Origin of the sequence: Sphingomonas metalli (genome assembly GCF_014641735.1) — a bacterium.
In the GTDB taxonomy this organism is placed as follows: Bacteria; Pseudomonadota; Alphaproteobacteria; order Sphingomonadales; family Sphingomonadaceae; genus Sphingomonas; species Sphingomonas metalli.
In genome coordinates this window covers 517,272-532,448 of record NZ_BMIH01000003.1, presented here as the reverse complement: position 1 = coordinate 532,448, position 15,177 = coordinate 517,272, and the positions used below count along the sequence as shown (strand labels likewise).

Below are 15,177 nucleotides of genomic sequence, written 5' to 3'. Positions count from 1 at the left end.
CTGAGCGAAGTCGAAGCACTGGTGAGTCACAGGCCCTTCGACTTCGCTCAGGGCGAACGGTTGGGGCGTGGGATGACCCTAATTTGTCAGCTCTAGCGGAAGACGGCCATCGCCGCGTGGAGCGTCAGCGCGACCAGCGCGAGGGTCGATAAGAGGAACAGGATGAAGCGCGGCTGGACCCGGTTCACCGTGGCCTGAACGAGGCTGTGGACGATTCGCAGCGCCACATAGACCCAGGCGATCCAGGCGTTGACGCCGTTGCCCGTGCCGGTCAGCGCGATGACGGTGCAGACGGCGTAGAACAGCGTCGGCTGTTCGGTCAGATGATTGTAGTTGTGCGCCTTCCACTGCACCGCCTTGGGCAGGGCGCGATCGGCGTCGGCCGCGGTGGTGCCGACCAGCCTGCCAAGGTCGACCCCGGCAGCGCGCATCGCCGGCAGCCGCGTGGCGATCGCCCATGCCAGCATGACCAGCGTCCAGCCGATCAGCACGACTATGGGTTGCAGAATGGCATTGTGCATGAGTGCACCCCCGTTCTTATGCCGATCAGGGATGGACGACTCGTACAGCGCGCGCAACCGACGCGACGGGGCAAAGAAAAGGGACCCCGGTCCGGCGGAACCGAGGGCTTCCAGCGGCCTACTTGTCGAACAGCTTGCCCCAGCGGTGGACCGGGCGGTCCTTCCACAGGCCGCGGTGATAGGCGTCCGAGGCGAGCAGCGGCATGACCGAGCCCGCTTCCGCGAACACCATCTGTTCGATGCCGGTGTTCACCTTGCCCCAGCTCGCCGCCTCCTGCAGCGTCGACGAGGAGCAGGCGCCGTCGCGCACGTCGGCGACGGTGATCTGCACCGCATATTTGTGCACCTGCACGTCGTCATGGCCGAGGATCTCGGCGCAGACGACCGTGTCCTGGATGAAGTTCTTCGGCACGCCGCCGCCGATCATCAGCAGGCCCGTGGTGCCCGCCGCGATCTTGATCTCGGTCAGCTCGCGGAAGTCGGCCACCGCGTCGATCATCACATAGGGCTTGCCCGCCTTGGCGGCGTCGACCTGGTGCTTGACGAGGCCGAAGCCCGCCGACGAGTCGACGAAGGCCGGGCAGAAGATCGGCACGTCATGCTCATAGGCGAGCTTGACGAGGCTGTTCTCCTTCTTGCCGTGCTCGACCAGATACTTGCCCATCTCGCGGATGAAGGCGCGCGAGCTGTAGGGCCCGGCCGGCAGCGACTCGGCGATCTCGAAGATCGTGTGGTCGACGTGCTGTAGCGCTTCCTCGTCGATATAGGTGTCGTAGATGCGGTCGATATAGAGCGAGCGCAGCGTATCGTCGTCGGGGATCTCGAGCGCCTGATAGTGCTTGTGGCCGAGGCCCTCGAAGAAATCCATGTCGACGATGGTCGCACCGGTCGCGACGATGCCGTCGACCATGTTGTTGCGTACCAGCTCCGCATAGAGGTCCATGCAGCCGCCGGCGGAGGTCGAACCCGCGATGACGAGGAAGATCGAGCAGTCGCGATCGGCCAGCATCTGGTTGTAGATCTTGGTCGCGCGGCCGAGATCGCGGCTGGTGAAGCTCATGTCCGCCATGGCGTCGACGATCGGGCGCGCGTCGAAGCTCTTGATGTCGATATGCTTGACCTGCTTCGACAGCAGTTCGGCCTTGCGGGTGTCGTTGATCGGCGCGTTGGCGCTCGCGGTCTTGGTCAGCGTGTCGGTCATGGTTCGCCCTTGGCTATCCAGAACCCGTCGTCATTGGAAAAGGGGACGCGGAAACCCACAGCGGCCCCTTCCGCCGAAGCGGAAGGGGATCTCGCAATCCAGTAGAAATGGTGCGTTACAGCTTGACGACGTTGCCCGTCCGCCCGGCTGCGACGTCCCGGTCCTCGCCATAGACGGACAGCATCGGCTCGTCGGTCGCGATCACCGTGTCGCCGGTGCCGAACCCGTTGAAGCCGGTCCGCATCGCCGAGCCATAGGCGCCGAGCATCCCGATCTCGAAATAGTCGCCGGCCCGGGTGTCGGCCGGCAGCGGGAAGGGACCCTTCATGTGATCGAGGTCGTCGCAGGTCGGACCCCAGAAGCTGAAGTCCATGTCCCGCGCCTCGCTATCGGGCTGGCGCAGCAGCTGGACGGGATAGGTCCAGCCGATATGCGCCGCGTCGAATAGCGTGCCATAGGCGCCGTCGTTGATGAACAGCTCGGCCCCGCGGCGACGCTCGACGCGCACCACGACGCTGGCATATTCCGCCGACAGGGCGCGGCCCGGCTCGGCCCAGAGTTCGGCCGAATAGGAGACAGGCAGGCTCTCGAAGGCGCGGTGGATCGTCTCGAAGAAACGCTCCAGCGGCGGCGGGGTCATGCCGGGATAGGCCGACGGGAAGCCGCCGCCCACGTCGATCACGTCCACCGTCACCGCCGCGCCGACGATGGCGGCGCGCACCCGCTCCATCGCGTTGGAATAGGCGTCGGGCGACATGGTCTGGCTGCCGACATGGAAGCAGATGCCGAGCGCGTCGGCGACCTGGCGGGTCGCGATCAGCAGCTCGCGCGATTCCTCCACGCCCACGCCGAACTTCGCGCCGAGGCTCAGCTGCGCATATTCGGACGACACGCGCATGCGCACGCACAGCGTCAGGTCGGTGGCGGGACTGCCATCGTCCTGCGTCGTGGCCGCGACGATCTTCGCCAGCTCCTCGAGGCTATCGAGCGAGAAGGTGCGGACGCCATGGACGAAATACGCCTCGCCGATCGCCTCGACCGACTTGACCGGATGCATGAAGCAGCAGGTCGCCCCGGGCAGGGTTGCCTTGACGAGCCGCACCTCGGCGATCGAGGCGGTATCGTAATGCGTGATGCCATTGTCCCACAGGACGCGCAGCAGGTCGGGCGACGGGTTCGCCTTCACCGCATACATCGAGCGACCCGGAAACTTCTCGACGAAGAATCGGGCGGCGCGCGCAGCGGCGTGCGGGCGGACGAGCGTCACCGGATCGACCGGCTTGCGCTTGGCGATGTCGAGGCCCGCGACGGTACGGGCAGTCGAGCGGGCAGCTAGCCCCAGCGCGCTATGATGCTTGTGCAACTCAAGGGACCTCCAATTGCCTTTCGGCATGACGACGACAGAAGCTGCCTTGCGGTTGGAAGTCCCATGGGGCAGCGGAGGCGCGAGTTAGGGTCGCCGAACTCCAATGTAAAGTGGCTGGATGCGAAGAGAGGCAGTTTGTGACGATTTTGCGACAGCCAACGGCCGCGGGCGTGCGGGATGCCGCCGAAAAGATCGCGAGGATCCTTTCGCCGACCCCGGTAATTCCGTTGCAGATCAATGGCTTCGTCGTTGCTCTTAAGGTCGAGTCGTTGCAGCCCGTCGGGGCGTTCAAGGTGCGCGGGGCCTGGCACCGGCTGACGGCATTGGACGAGGACCAGCGCCGGCGCGGGGTCGTCGCCTTCTCCAGCGGCAACCACGCGCAGGGCATCGCCTGGGCTGCAAAGCGACTCGGCATCCCCGCGACGATCGTGATGCCGGCGGATGCGCCGCGGGTGAAGCGCGAGGCGACGCTGGCGCTGGGGGCGGAGGTGGTGGATTATGATCGCGCCACCGAGAGCCGCGAGGCGATCGCCGGCCGGCTGGCCGAAGCGCGGGGCAGTACGCTGGTGCCGAGCTTCGACGATCCCTGGGTGATCGAGGGCCAGGGTTCGGCCGGGATCGAGGCGGCGGCGCAGATGCAGGCGCTGGGCCTTGCCGCGCCGTCCCATGTCGTCGTCCCGTGCGGCGGTGGGGGCCTTGCCGCAGGGCTGGCGCTCGCGCTGCGCGACGCGCGCCTGACAGTGGTCGAGCCCGAAGGATGGGACGACATGCGTCGCAGCCTGGAGGCCGGCTGGATCGAACCGGTCGGCGATTCGCCGCCCCCGACCGCCTGCGATTCACTCCAGACGCAGCGGGTATCCCCGCTGACCTTCGACGTGCTGGCGCGACGCGGCGCGGAGGGCGTTGCGGTGAGCGAGGCCGAAGTCGCTGCGGCCCAGCGCTTCGCAGCCGAGCGCCTGCGGCTGGTGGTGGAGCCCGGCGGCGCGGTGGCACTGGCGGCGATCCTGGCGCGCAAGGTGACGATGGAGCCCGGGATGCTCGTCATCCTCTCCGGCGGCAATGTCGATCTGGCCGCCTATGCCCGGGCGCTCGCCGCGTGAGCGGGATCGGTCAGGCGGCCCCGGCGCTCGCGATGCTGGCCGCCTTCGCCTGCGCCATCGGCGGCGGCGTACTTATTCGCCGCGGCCGGGAACGGTTCAAGGGCGTGCTGATGCTGGTGATGGCCGCCGTGCTGGTGGGGAATGTGCTGGTGTGGACGATGTGAGGCGTTCGCCTGACCTGTCGCCTCGGCGGCCGGACCCGCTCCTGAAAGCTCGGCACGCGCCCGTTCGAGACCTCTGCCGCAGTCGGTCGGTCACCACCCTTTGCCGGGGCGAACGGAAGACTTTCGGAGAGGTTTCGCCTGAGCCGCAGCCGGCTCAGCCACGCCTCACTTGATCGGGCATTTGGGATCGAGCCGCATGTCGAGATAGCGATTCACCGAACCCATCAGCTCGTCCATCTCGTGCTCGAAGAAGTGGTTCGCCTTCGGGATGGTGTCGTGGTGGATGGTGATGTGCTTCTGGGTGCGCAGCTTGTCGACCAGCTTCTGCACCGCCGAGGGGGTCACCACCTCGTCATTCTCGCCCTGGATGATGATCCCCGAAGAGGGGCAGGGGGCGAGGAAGGTGAAGTCGAACATGTTCGCCGGCGGCGCGATCGAGATGAAGCCGCGGATCTCCGGCCGGCGCATCAGCAGCTGCATGCCGATCCACGCGCCGAAACCCGAACCGGCGATCCAGGTCTGCGATGCCTCGGGATGGAAGCTCTGCACCCAGTCGAGGGCCGAGGCGGCATCGGACAGTTCGCCGATCCCGTTGTCGAACACGCCCTGGCTCTTGCCGACGCCGCGGAAGTTGAAGCGGAGCGTCGCGAACCCGCGGCGCTGGAAGGTCCTGTACAGTTCCTGCACGATGCGGTTGTTCATCGTGCCGCCCGCCGACGGATGCGGATGCAGGATCATCGCGACAGGCGCGCGGGGGCGGGGGGCGGGGGCGAAACGCCCCTCCAGACGGCCTTCGGGGCCGGGAAAGATGACTTCGGGCATGGAAACTCGCCAGATGGACAGGCTCCGGGTGGAGCGCGCTCGATGCGGCGCTATATAGGCGTCAGCCCTTTTTCCGCAATCGAAACGACCCGGACCCGACGCAGCGCCATGGCGAACACCCGCATCTATCTGGATCATGCCGCCACCACCCCGATGATCCCGGCCGCGCGCGCGGCGATGGCGGAGGGCATGGCGATCTGGGCCAACCCTTCCTCCCCGCATGGCGAGGGGCGCGCGGCGCGGGCGGCGCTGGAGGGTGCGCGCGCCGCGGTCGCGCGCGCCTATGGCTGGGCCGGCGAGACGCTGTTCACCAGCGGCGCCAGCGAGGCGCTGGCGATGGTCTTGGCGCGGGCGATCGGCGTTCGCCTGGCGGTCAGTGCGGTGGAGCATGATGCCGTGTTGCGCGCAGCGGGCGCGGCGCGCGTGCTTCCGGTCGGTGCCGACGGTGGCCTGGACCAAGATGCGCTCCGCACATGGCTGGCGGAGGCGGGGCCACGGCCGCTGCTCGCCGTGCAGTGGTGCAACAGCGAAACCGGCGTGCGGCAGCCGCTGGAACCGATCGCGGCGCAGGTCCGGGCGGCGGGCGGTCTGTTGCTGGTCGATGCCGCTCAGGCGCCGGCGGGCCATGACGAAGCCCTTGCCGGACTGGTGGACTTCGTCGCGCTCTCAGCCCACAAACGCGGCGGCCCACCGGGGATCGGCGCCTTGCTGGTCCGCGACCTGGCGACGCTGTCGCCGACCGGGGGGCAGGAGCGCGGCTATCGGCCGGGTACCGAGAATGTGCCGGGCGCGATGGGCTATGCCGCGGCGCTGGCCGAGGCGGAGGATGTCGCCCGGCTGGAACCCCTGCGCGTGCGGCTCGACGATGCGATCCGCCGGTCGGGCGGGGTCGTAGTGGCGGAGGACGCGCCGCGCCATCCGGCGATCGGGTCCTATCGGCTGCCCGGCCTTGCCGGCACGGCGCAGCTCATCCGCCTCGACCTCGCCGGCTTCGCCGTATCGGCGGGAAGCGCCTGCGCCAGCGGGAGCATGAAGCCCAGCCATGTCCTCGCCGCGCTCGGCTGGAGCGAGGATGCGGGGCGCGAGGTGGTGCGGGTCAGCTTCGGCCGCACGACGTCCGAGGCGGAGGTGGATGCCTTCATCGCCGCCTGGCGCGAGGTCGCGCGCTCGGCGCGGCGCGTCGCGGCTTGATCTATCTCGATTATCAGGCAACGACTCCGCTCGCGCCGGAAGCGCTGGACGCGATGCTGCCCTGGCTGCGCGACCAGCACGGCAACCCGCACTCGCCCCATCGCGCCGGTCGGCAGGCGAGGGCGGCGGTCGAGGTCGCGCGGGACCAGATCGCGGCGCTGCTGCCCAGGGGCGGGCGCGTCGTCTTCACGAGCGGTGCGACCGAGGCGCTCAACTGGGCGATCAAGGGGACGCGCGGGGCGATCGCCACCACCGCGATCGAGCATGCCGCGGTCCTCGACACCGCGCGCGCCGAGGCCGCCCGCGGGCTGACTGTCCTGCCCGTCGATTCTGACGGGCGGTGCAACGCCGACATTCCGGACGGAATCGGCCTCGTTGCGACGATGCTGGTGAACAACGAGATCGGGACCATCCAGCCTGTTGCACGCATGGCCGAGGCGGCGCACGCGGCGGGTGCACTGTTTCTGTGCGACGCGGTGCAGGGCTACGGCCGCGTGCCGATCCCCTACGCCGTCGATCTGGTCGCCCTGTCCGCGCACAAGATCTACGGACCCAAGGGCATTGGCGCGCTGTGGATCCGCGACGGCGTGACCCTGACGCCCCTGCTCCATGGCGGCGATCAGGAACGGGGTCGATCGGGCACGCTCTCGCCCGCCCTGTGCGCGGGCTTCGGCGCGGCCGCCGCGGCGATGGCGGCGCGGGCCGCCGAGGATGCAGCCCATATCGGGCGCTTGTGGCAGGTGGCGACCGACATGCTGGCGGGCTGGACCATCAACGGTTCGACCACGGACCGCTATCGCGGCAATCTCAACGTCCGCCGCCCCGGACTCGATGTCGCGCGGTTGATGAGCGATTGCCGCGACGTCGCCTTCTCGGCAGGCTCGGCCTGCGCCAGCGGGTCCGGGCGGGCGAGCCACGTGCTGCGCGCGATCGGCCTGTCGGAGGCGGAGGCGCGCGCCTCGATCCGGCTGGGGTGGGGACGCTACACGCGCGAGGACGAGTTGCAGGCGGCCCTTGCGCAGATCGTCGCGGCGGCGGACCGGCAATGACGGTGACCGTGCACTTTGTCACGCCCGGCGGGATCCTCGCGGCGAAAGGAGAGCGGGGGATGCGCCTGCTCGATCTCGCGCGGGGCGAGGGCCTGCCGCTCGAGGGGACGTGCGACGGCGCGCTCGCCTGTGCGACCTGTCACCTGATCCTCGATCCCTCGGATGCGAGCCGGGTGCCACCGCCGACCGCCGAGGAAGAGGACATGCTCGACCTCGTGCCCGACGCGGTGCGGACGAGCCGGCTCTCTTGCCAGATCCGGTTGACCGAGGCGCTGGACGGCCTGACGGTCCGGCTTCCCTAACCTGTCTGTTCTACAACGGCCGGTTCAGCACCGATCCACGCTCGTGCGTTTAAGCCTCTGCCATCCCGCCTGTTCTTGCGGGTGCGTAGAGGAGTCGAAGGTCATGAAGATCATCGCTGCCATCGGTGCCGGATTGCTTGCCGTCACCGGTTTCGCCGCTGCCCCCGCTGCGGCGCAGCCCGGCTATGGCTATGGATACGGATATGGCGATCGGGGCTGGCACGGCGATCGCGGCTACCGCGACGATCGCGGCTGGCGCGGCGAACGCCGGGGCTGGCGCGGGGATCGCGGCTGGCGCGGCGACTATGGCCGCTACCGTCCGCGCTACCGTACCGTTTGCCGCGTCCAGCGGAGCTATTACGGCCCGGTCCGCCGCTGCTTCCAGGTCCGTCGCTGACGCGGGCTTGATCGTGCCGCCCGGCTCCGCCATATGGCGCGCGAGAGTCGGGCGGACGTGGTCGTCGCCAACTTGGTCAGGTCCTGACGGAAGCAGCCACAACGATTTCCCCACGGGTCGTCCGGCTCTCACCGCGAACGGCCCGGGGCGGCATCGCTCTCGGCTTCGAACGCCCTTTGCTTCCGCACGATCGATAGCGCGCAGACCGGGTCGATTCGCACCCGTGACGCGACGCCGCGGACCACCTATGTTGGGTGTATCGTGACGCTCCATCCTTTCGACAGTTCCGCCCGTGGCTGACGGCCTCGATCTCGGCGCGCCGCCCGCCGCGCCCCAGTCGGAGGGCTATCGCGTCCTCGCGCGCAAGTACCGGCCGCGTACCTTTTCCGAGCTGATCGGCCAGGAGCCGATGGTCCGCACCCTCGGTAATGCGATCGAGCGCGGGCGGCTGGCGCACGCCTTTCTGATGACCGGGGTGCGCGGGGTCGGCAAGACCTCGACCGCGCGCCTGATCGCCAAGGCGCTCAACTGCATCGGGCCGGACGGGCAGGGCGGGCCGACCATCGATCCGTGCGGCCGGTGCGAGCCGTGCCGCGCGATCGCCGAGGGGCGCCATATCGACGTGATCGAGATGGACGCCGCCAGCCATACCGGCGTCGACGACGTCCGCGAGATCATCGAGGCTTCGCGCTACGCCGCCGTATCGGCGCGCTTCAAGATCTATATCGTGGACGAGGTCCACATGCTCTCCAAGAACGCCTTCAACGCCCTGTTGAAGACGCTGGAAGAGCCGCCCGCACACGTGAAGTTCCTGTTCGCCACCACCGAGGTGAACAAGGTGCCGATCACGGTGCTGTCGCGTTGTCAGCGCTTCGACCTGCGCCGCATTCCCGCGGACCGGCTGGCCGACCATTTCGCGCGGGTGTGCGAGCTGGAGGGGGTGACGGCCGAGACCGAGGCGCTGGCGCTGATCGCGCGGGCGGCGGAAGGATCGGCGCGCGACGGCCTCTCGATCCTCGACCAGGCGATCGCCCATGCCGGGCTCGACGGCGGCGGGGTCGCGGCCGAGGCGGTGCGGCAGATGCTCGGCCTGTCCGATCGCGGGGCGGTGCGCGACCTGTTCGGGATGCTGCTCGCCGGTGACGGGCCGGCCGCGCTCGCCTCGCTGCGGCGCCAATATGATTATGGCGTCGATCCGGTCGCGGTGCTGCGCGCGCTGCTCGAGACGGTACACGGCGTGACGCTTGCGAAGGTCGGCACCGCGGACGATCCGGCCCAGCCGGTGGAAGAGCGCGCCGCGCGCGCCGACTGGGCGGCGCGGCTGTCCTTCCCCGTGCTGCATCGCCTGTGGCAGCTCGTCCTGAAGGGCCATGACGAGGTCGCGCATGCGGCCTTGCCGATCGAGGCGGCGGAGATGGCGCTGCTCCGCATCGTCCATGCCTCCCAGCTTCCCGACCCGTCCGATCTGGCGCGACGGCTGGCCGAGGGCGGCGGCCCTGTCGCGGCGGCCCGGGCCGCATCGCCGCCGGCCGCTCCGGTCGCCGCATCCGCGCAGCCTGTAGCAGCGGACGCGCTGCCGGATCGGTTCGAAGCGATGGTCGACCTGCTCGATCAGGGCGGCCATCTGGCGCTGGCGGCACGGCTGCGCAACGGCGCGCGGGTCGTGCGCTATGCCGCGCCCGAACTGGTGCTGAGCGGCAGCCGGCCGATGGCGGCGGATACGGTGGGCGAGCTGGTCGTTGCGCTCAAGGGTCTGACCCGGGCGCAATGGCGCATCACCTTCGAGGATGTGCCGGGCACACCGACTCTGAAGGAGCAGGACGACGCAGCGGATGCGGCGAAGCGGCAGGCGGCCTGGGAGTCGCCGCTGGTCCGCGCGGCGCGCGAGGCATTTCCCGAGGCCGAACTGATCGAGTGGCCCGGCAAGAGGAGCAACGCATGAAGAATATCGACGAGATCCTGGCCATGGCGCAGAACGTCCAGGCCGAGCTGGAGAAGGCGCAGGCCAATCTCGACACGCTCGAGGTCGAGGGCGCGTCGGGCGGCGGGCTGGTGAAGGTCAAGGCCTCGGCCAAGGGGCGGATCATCGGTATTCAGATCGACGATTCGCTGCTCCAGGTTTCGGAGAAGCAGATGCTCGAGGATCTGCTCGCCGCCGCCTTCAACGACGCGCGCGCCAAGGCCGACGCGGTGTCGGGCGCCGAGATGTCGAAGATGACGAGCGGCCTGCCGCTGCCGCCGGGCTTCAAGCTGCCGTTCTGAGGGTTCGGCCCGGATCGGGACGGGCGGGTCGTTGCCCGCCCGGAACGGTTTGCGCCCGACCGGCGTTGCTGCTCCCGAGAAAATCGAGAGGAGGCAATGCGATGGTCGAAGAGCGTATCACCACTACCGATGGGCACCCCCAGACCACGATCATCGAACGGCGCGGCGGCGGCGGCGGCGTGCTGATCGCGATCGTCCTGCTGATCGCCGTCGTCGTCGGCGGCTTCTACCTGTTCGGCCGACAGGGTGCGGAGAACCGCAAGGACGCGGCGATCACCTCGGCGGCGAAGAGCGTCGGCGGCGCCGCCGACAAGGTCGGTGACGCGGTGGGCGGCGACGGCAAGTGAGTCGCGGGCGCGCCTCGACCAGGGCGGGGCGCGCTATCGCTGGGGCGGAATGTTCGGCCTGCCGCCCAGGGTGGCGGCGAGATCGATGACGCACATCGTGCCGCGTCCTGCGTGCGGGCCGCACCAGATGCCGGCGTAGCGATAGGCTGGCGACAGCACGGTCTTGCGGTGCCCGCGCGTCGCGACGCCGTCGTCGACGATCCACTGCCGCACCACGCCCTCGGCGGTGCGCATGCCATAGCTCACCGCCTCGACCACATAGATGTCGCCGCCGCGCTGCCGCACCCGGATGCCGGGGGTGGCACCGGCGCTGCTGGCATGGTCGATCGACGCGGTCCGGCCCTGCGCCTCGACATGGTCGCGGGCGGCCGCCGTCAGGATCGGATCGAGCGTCAGCTGCGTCACGGCCTTGCCGGCATCGAGCGCATCGGCGGCCTCCTCGACCGCGCGTTCGCCCTCGATCGTGGCATGGAGCGAGCCGTCATTCTCGCGATAGGCGCCCTCGGCATAGTCGCGGCCGACCTCCCGCAGGAAGTCCGCATAGGCCGAGGGGCGGGCGCGCGCCGCGTTGAGCACGTCGAGCACCTCGACGGTATCCGGCGCGGCGGCGGCGAGCGCGAGGATCAGCGCAGGCATGAATCGAGCCCCGCGCGCCGCACGACGCCGACATAGCGCGCCAGCCGGTTGCCGTGGCTGCGCACGAATCCGTGCGGATCGATCGCCGCGCGCTTCTTGGGAAGGGGAAGCACCGCGGCGATCCGCGCCGCTTCCGTCGGCGTCAGACGACTGGCGTCATGACGGAAATAGCGGATCGCACCGGCATTGGCGCCATAGGTGCCGATCCCCGTCTCGGCGAGATTGAGATAGACTTCCATGATCCGCCGCTTCGGCCAGAGCGCCTCGATCAGCACGGTGAAATAGGCCTCGAACGCCTTGCGGACATAGCCGCCTCGCTGGAAGAGGAAGGCGTTCTTCGCGGTCTGCTGGCTGATCGTCGAGCCGCCCCGCAGCCGGCGGCCCTTCGCATTGCTATAGGCGGCGCTGGCGATGCCGCGCCAGTCGAAGCCGTGATGCGAGCAGAAGCGCGCGTCCTCGCCGGCGATGGCGGCGCGGGGCATGTTCGGGTCCATGGCGGACAGGGGCATCCAGTCCTTGGTCACGCTGCGCCCGCCGAGCAGGTCTCCCATCATGGTGAAGGTGAAGGGCGGCGGGACGAAGCGGTAGAGGCCGACCCAGAGGACGGTGACCGCGACGAAGACGAGGACGGCCTTCAGGAACCAGCGCAGGATCAGCATTGCGCCGCCGTCTTACCGGGCGCCGCCTCGATGCGCCAGAACTGCCTCCGCTGCGGCGATGCCCGTCGCATAGGCCCCGTGCGCGGTCGAGAAGTCGTGCGGCGAACAGGCCTCGCCGGCGAAGAAGAGGCGGTCATCGATCGGCTCCCGCAGGACCCGGCGCGCCGCGGACTGGCCGATCCGCGCATGGCTGTAGCTGCCGTGGATGAAGGGCTCGTCCCGCCAGCGGGTGGCACCCAGCGGATGCAGCCGACGCCGCCAGTCGGACCCGAGCAGCGCCACGAGTTCCCCGATGGCGAACGCGGTCGCGGCGTCGCGATCGGGCATCGCCTCGGCGCAGGCGCCGCCGAAGAAGCTTTCGATCACCGGGCGGCCGAACGGCGACATCCGATGGCTGGCGGTACAGGCGCTGTGGGGATCGCCGATCAGATGGGCGTGCGCCGGCCATTCGGGATCGTCGACGGCCAGAAAGACCTTGTCGGCCAGGCCCAGCGGCAGGTTCGCGGCCGCGTCCTGCTTGTCGGCAAGCGCCGGTTCGAAGCGGATGGCGGCATAGGCGCTGGTCGGGATGCAGAGGATCGCCCGGTCCGCGGTGATCGTGCCGGCATCGGTGTCGATCCGCAGCGATCGACCGCTATGGTCGATCTGCTCCACCGTTACGCCGAGGCGGCAGGGCACACCGGCGGCATGCCCGGTGATCAGCGTGCCATAGCCACCGGGCAGCGCCCAATTGTCGTCCGTCGCGGCATCCTCGTACGCGGCCCAATCCTGGAGGGACACGGCCGACAAGGGCGCACCGTTCGCATAGCCCGAGATCGCATCGATCGCCGGCCGCCAGGGATCGTCGTCGGCGATGAAGTCCGAGAGAGGTCGGTCGGGGCCGTGAAGGGCCGCATGGGCGTCGCGCTCCCATCGGTCCCAGGCGGCGCCGAACGCCTGCTGCTCCTCGGGAGCATAGCCGAGGTCGCGCCACTGAACGTCCCAATTCGGCGAAGAGCGGTCGATTGCAATTCCAGACCGTTCGGCGATTGTCGTCCACGGATTGCGCCGCGCGGAGTGGAGCCAGCCACAGCCCGCATCGACCGCAGCGGCGCCGTCGGCCAGATCCAGATGCCAGGTCCAGGCCCGGCCGCCGAGGCGATCGCGCGCCTCGATCAGCACCACCGCCTCGCCTGCATCGTGCAGCCGTCGGGCAGCGGCAATGCCCGCCGCTCCGCCGCCGATCACGACCGTGGCGGGCATCTCCGGCTCAGGCGGCGGCGAGCAGCCGCTTCTCGCCGGCGAGTCGCATCATCGCCTTCTGGAGCTTTTCGAACGCGCGCACCTCGATCTGGCGGACACGCTCGCGGCTGACGCCATAGACCTGGGACAGTTCCTCGAGCGTCTTGGGATCGTCGGTCAGGCGCCGCTCGGTCAGGATATGCTTCTCGCGGTCGTTGAGGTCGTCCATCGCGCTGACCAGCATGTCGTGGCGGACGTCCGCTTCCTGCTGGTCGGCGACGACCGAGTCCTGGAGCGGCGAGTCGTCGGCAAGCCAGTCCTGCCACTGACCCTCGCCATCCTCGCGCATCGGCACGTTCAGCGAGGTGTCGCCGCCCATCGCCATGCGGCGGTTCATGCTGACCACGTCCGCCTCGGCGACGCCGAGATCGGTCGCGATCTTAGTCACGTCCTCCGGCCGAAGATCGCCGTCCTCGAACGCGTCGAGCTTCGACTTCATCCGGCGCAGGTTGAAGAACAGCTTCTTCTGCGCCGCAGTGGTGCCCATCTTCACCAGGCTCCACGACCGCAGGATATATTCCTGGATCGAGGCGCGGATCCACCACATGGCATAGGTCGCGAGGCGGAAGCCGCGATCGGGCTCGAACTTCTTCACGCCCTGCATAAGGCCGATATTGCCCTCGGAGATCAGCTCGGACGTGGGCAGGCCATAGCCGCGATAGCCCATCGCGATCTTGGCCACGAGCCGCAAATGGCTGGTGACCAGCTGCGCCGCGGCCTCGGTATCGCCATGTTCCTGAAACCGCTTGGCGAGCATATATTCCTGCTCGGGCTCCAGCAGCGGAAACTTGCGGATTTCGGCGAGGTAGCGATTCAGGCTTTGCTCCCCGCCCAGGGCCGGGATCGTCGCCGGAACGTTGCTGCCTTTTGCCATGATCGTCCCTTTCCTCGAAAGGCGTCGCCGCACCGCGGCATGCCTTCTTGTGTTCTATACGTGAAGCGTGGTGAACAGTTCCTGCATGTCGGGCGGCATGACGCTGTCGAACGACATGGGTTGCTGGCGGATCGGATGGATGAAGCCGAGCCGTGCGGCATGCAAGGCCTGCCGCCGGAAACCCAGACTTTCCAGCACTTGCCGGGTGCGACCGGCGGGCGCGCGGCCATAGACCGGATCGCCGAGCAGGCCATGGCCCAGCGAGGCCATGTGGACGCGCACCTGATGGGTGCGGCCCGTTTCGAGCCGGCACTCGACCAGCGCGGCCTCGCGCAGTCGCTCCATCACCCGCCAATGGGTGACGGCGCGCTTGCCGCCCTGCACGATCGCCATCTTCTTGCGGTTCTGCGGGCTGCGCGCCAACGGCGCGTCGACGCTCCCCTCCAACTGGCGCGGCACGCCCGCCACGATCGCATGATAGCGGCGGTCGATCGAGTGGGCGGCGAACTGCTTCGCCAGCCCCTCATGCGTGCGGTCGGTCTTGGCGGCGACCATCAGCCCAGACGTGTCTTTGTCGATGCGATGGACGATCCCAGGCCGGGCTACTCCGCCGATGCCCGACAGCGAGCCGTGGCAATGGTGGAGAAGCGCGTTGACCAGCGTGCCGTCGAGATTGCCGGCGGCCGGATGAACGACCAGCCCGGCGGGCTTGTCGACCACGATCAGATGCTCGTCCTCATAGGCGATGACGAGCGGGATATCCTGTGCCGCGTTGTGCGCGGGCGTGGGATCGGGCAGGGCGATGGCGAAGGTCTCGCCAAGGGCTACCTTGCGCGCGGGATCGCGCACCAGCACGCCCTCGCGCTCGACCTGGCCGCCGGCGATCAGCACCTTCAGCCGCTCGCGCGACAGCGTCGGCACCGCGTCCGCCAGCGCGCGATCGAGCCGCCAGCCATCCGCTGTCGATGCGATCGTCGCCTGGATAATGGAGACCCCCCGGTCCAT

18 protein-coding genes and 1 other RNA gene are annotated in these 15,177 nt (G+C 69.0%); 10 read left to right on the top strand and 9 right to left on the bottom strand.

Features of this window, described 5'->3' with window-relative positions:
- Nucleotides 1-92: 92 nt before the first annotated feature.
- The 3 genes from IEX18_RS12890 to IEX18_RS12880 all read right to left on the bottom strand — a co-directional run bounded on the left by IEX18_RS12890 (nt 93) and on the right by IEX18_RS12880 (nt 3,085).
- Complete coding sequence (locus IEX18_RS12890; protein WP_188659157.1) at nt 93-521, bottom strand: MAPEG family protein; 429 nt, start codon at nt 519-521, stop codon at nt 93-95.
- Nucleotides 522-639: 118 nt separating this feature from the next.
- Nucleotides 640-1,722 (bottom strand): 1,9-bis(guanidino)-5-aza-nonane synthase, encoded by a 1,083-nt coding sequence (locus tag IEX18_RS12885; RefSeq protein WP_188659156.1) that lies wholly within the window; start codon nt 1,720-1,722, stop codon nt 640-642.
- 115 nt (nt 1,723-1,837) lie between these two features.
- The gene (locus IEX18_RS12880; protein ID WP_188659155.1) at nt 1,838-3,085 is read right to left on the bottom strand and encodes a type III PLP-dependent enzyme domain-containing protein; all 1,248 of its coding nucleotides are present in this window, start codon (nt 3,083-3,085) and stop codon (nt 1,838-1,840) included.
- A gap of 140 nt (nt 3,086-3,225) precedes the next feature.
- On the opposite strand from IEX18_RS12880, the gene IEX18_RS12875 reads away from it, so the two are divergent.
- Both IEX18_RS12875 and IEX18_RS12870 read left to right on the top strand, forming a co-directional pair.
- A complete protein-coding gene (locus IEX18_RS12875; RefSeq protein ID WP_188659154.1) occupies nt 3,226-4,188 on the top strand; it encodes a threonine ammonia-lyase in 963 nt (320 codons plus the stop codon).
- A complete protein-coding gene (locus IEX18_RS12870; RefSeq protein ID WP_188659476.1) occupies nt 4,185-4,352 on the top strand; it encodes a hypothetical protein in 168 nt (55 codons plus the stop codon). The genes IEX18_RS12875 and IEX18_RS12870 overlap by 4 nt, the downstream gene beginning before the upstream one ends.
- 165 nt (nt 4,353-4,517) lie before the next feature.
- Here IEX18_RS12870 and IEX18_RS12865 read toward each other — a convergent pair whose 3' ends face one another.
- Nucleotides 4,518-5,174, bottom strand: coding sequence for an alpha/beta hydrolase (locus IEX18_RS12865; RefSeq protein ID WP_188659153.1), 657 nt, complete (start codon nt 5,172-5,174; stop codon nt 4,518-4,520).
- A 108-nt stretch (nt 5,175-5,282) separates the two neighbouring features.
- Here IEX18_RS12865 and IEX18_RS12860 point away from each other — a divergent pair, with 108 nt between their 5' ends.
- From IEX18_RS12860 to IEX18_RS12825, 8 genes are all read left to right on the top strand, one after another.
- On the top strand, nt 5,283-6,365 hold the full coding sequence (locus IEX18_RS12860; RefSeq protein WP_188659152.1) for a cysteine desulfurase family protein: 1,083 nt from the start codon (nt 5,283-5,285) through the stop codon (nt 6,363-6,365).
- Nucleotides 6,362-7,414, top strand: coding sequence for a cysteine desulfurase family protein (locus IEX18_RS12855; RefSeq protein ID WP_188659151.1), 1,053 nt, complete (start codon nt 6,362-6,364; stop codon nt 7,412-7,414). Before IEX18_RS12860 ends, IEX18_RS12855 begins: the two co-directional genes overlap by 4 nt.
- Before the next feature lie 59 nt (nt 7,415-7,473).
- The gene (locus IEX18_RS12850; protein ID WP_308419346.1) at nt 7,474-7,716 is read left to right on the top strand and encodes a 2Fe-2S iron-sulfur cluster-binding protein; all 243 of its coding nucleotides are present in this window, start codon (nt 7,474-7,476) and stop codon (nt 7,714-7,716) included.
- 103 nt (nt 7,717-7,819) lie between these two features.
- Nucleotides 7,820-8,113: a hypothetical protein gene (locus tag IEX18_RS12845; RefSeq protein ID WP_188659149.1), complete on the top strand. Its 294-nt coding sequence runs from the start codon at nt 7,820-7,822 to the stop codon at nt 8,111-8,113.
- Between the two features lie 40 nt (nt 8,114-8,153).
- An RNA gene (gene ffs, locus IEX18_RS12840) (signal recognition particle sRNA small type) lies at nt 8,154-8,248 on the top strand.
- Between the two features lie 157 nt (nt 8,249-8,405).
- Nucleotides 8,406-10,055 (top strand): DNA polymerase III subunit gamma/tau, encoded by a 1,650-nt coding sequence (locus IEX18_RS12835; protein WP_188659148.1) that lies wholly within the window; start codon nt 8,406-8,408, stop codon nt 10,053-10,055.
- The gene (locus tag IEX18_RS12830) at nt 10,052-10,375 is read left to right on the top strand and encodes a YbaB/EbfC family nucleoid-associated protein (RefSeq protein WP_188659147.1); all 324 of its coding nucleotides are present in this window, start codon (nt 10,052-10,054) and stop codon (nt 10,373-10,375) included. The genes IEX18_RS12835 and IEX18_RS12830 overlap by 4 nt, the downstream gene beginning before the upstream one ends.
- Before the next feature lie 101 nt (nt 10,376-10,476).
- The gene (locus IEX18_RS12825; RefSeq protein ID WP_188659146.1) at nt 10,477-10,722 is read left to right on the top strand and encodes a hypothetical protein; all 246 of its coding nucleotides are present in this window, start codon (nt 10,477-10,479) and stop codon (nt 10,720-10,722) included.
- Nucleotides 10,723-10,755: 33 nt separating this feature from the next.
- Here the strand turns inward: IEX18_RS12825 and IEX18_RS12820 are convergent, their stop codons facing one another.
- From IEX18_RS12820 to IEX18_RS12800, 5 genes are read right to left on the bottom strand one after another with little or no spacing between them, the layout of a single operon-like run.
- Nucleotides 10,756-11,358 (bottom strand): CAP domain-containing protein, encoded by a 603-nt coding sequence (locus tag IEX18_RS12820; RefSeq protein ID WP_188659145.1) that lies wholly within the window; start codon nt 11,356-11,358, stop codon nt 10,756-10,758.
- Nucleotides 11,346-12,017, bottom strand: coding sequence for a monofunctional biosynthetic peptidoglycan transglycosylase (gene mtgA / locus IEX18_RS12815; protein ID WP_188659144.1), 672 nt, complete (start codon nt 12,015-12,017; stop codon nt 11,346-11,348). Before mtgA ends, IEX18_RS12820 begins: the two co-directional genes overlap by 13 nt.
- A gap of 12 nt (nt 12,018-12,029) precedes the next feature.
- Nucleotides 12,030-13,259: a flavin monoamine oxidase family protein gene (locus IEX18_RS12810; protein ID WP_188659143.1), complete on the bottom strand. Its 1,230-nt coding sequence runs from the start codon at nt 13,257-13,259 to the stop codon at nt 12,030-12,032.
- 7 nt (nt 13,260-13,266) lie between these two features.
- A complete protein-coding gene (rpoH, locus tag IEX18_RS12805; protein ID WP_188659142.1) occupies nt 13,267-14,172 on the bottom strand; it encodes an RNA polymerase sigma factor RpoH in 906 nt (301 codons plus the stop codon).
- Nucleotides 14,173-14,226: 54 nt separating this feature from the next.
- Nucleotides 14,227-15,177, bottom strand: coding sequence for an RluA family pseudouridine synthase (locus tag IEX18_RS12800; RefSeq protein ID WP_188659141.1), 951 nt, complete (start codon nt 15,175-15,177; stop codon nt 14,227-14,229).